The organism is Allobosea sp. P2_A10 (assembly GCF_056405115.1).
Genome location: NZ_JBFUCS010000060.1, coordinates 1 through 1,039 on the forward strand (window position 1 = coordinate 1; position 1,039 = coordinate 1,039).

Consider the following 1,039-nt stretch of genomic DNA (forward strand, 5'->3'; position numbering starts at 1 on the left):
GGCCACTCCGAGCTTTTTCTGGAGGCTGGTCGAGGAGGTCGTGTACTGGAAGGTCAGTCGCTTGTCCGGGTAGACGTAGCGGTGGATCTTCTGGGCTGCGAGCGCGGCCTCGTGGAAGCCTGACAGGATCAGCTTGAGCTTGCCTGGATAGGTGTTGATGTCGCCGATGGCGAAGATGCCGGGAACGGACGTCTCGAACTTCTCGGTGTCGGCGGGGATCAGGTTTTCGGCGAGGTTGAGGCCCCAGCCGGCGATCGGCCCGAGCTTCATGGTCAGGCCGAAGAAGGGGAGCAGCGTGTCGCAGGGGATCTCGAAGGTCTCTCCGGCATTGTCGCGGCAGATCGCGGCGGTGAGCGTGCCGTCCTCGCCCTTCAGCCCGGTGACCTGACCGAGCTTCATCTCCATCTGGCCCGACGCGACGAGCGCGCGCATCTGCTCGACGGAATGGGGCGCGGCGCGAAAGTCGTCGCGGCGGTGCATCAGGGTGACGCGGCGCGCGATCGGCTGCAGGTTCAGCGTCCAGTCGAGGGCTGAATCGCCGCCGCCGACGATCAGGATGTCGCGGCCGCGAAACGCTTCCATCTTGCGCACGGCGTAGTGGACGCCGGCGCCGTCGCTCGCCTTGCCTTCATAGGCCTCGATGCCGGGGATGGGCGGCTTCTTGGGCTGGAACGAGCCGCCGCCGGCGGCGACCACCACGCACTTGGTCTCGAACACCGTGCCGGCATCGGTCACGACGCGGAAGCGCGGGGCCTCGGGCGTCCCGATCGGCTCGAGCGCCTCGATCATCTGGTTGAGGTGGAAGGTCGGCGAAAACGGCTTGATCTGCTCGATCAGGTTGTCGACCAGGCCCTGGCCGGTGACGATCGGAAAGCCCGGAATGTCGTAGATCGGCTTTTCCGGATAGAGCTCGGCGCATTGCCCGCCGACCTTGGGCAGGATGTCGACGAGGTGGGCGCGGATGTCGAGCAGCCCAAGCTCGAACACCGCAAACAACCCGCACGGACCAGCCCCAACGATCACGACGTCCGTTTCGATG

The 1,039-nt window shown here is 65.9% G+C and carries 1 protein-coding gene; it reads right to left on the reverse strand.

Annotation, left to right across the window (positions count from 1 at the left end; genetic code table 11):
* Positions 1 to 1,038: NAD(P)/FAD-dependent oxidoreductase (locus tag AC1DZY_RS26625; protein WP_476823166.1), on the reverse strand; the 1,038-nt coding region annotated here is incomplete at its 3' end.
* Position 1,039 lies beyond the last annotated feature (1 nt).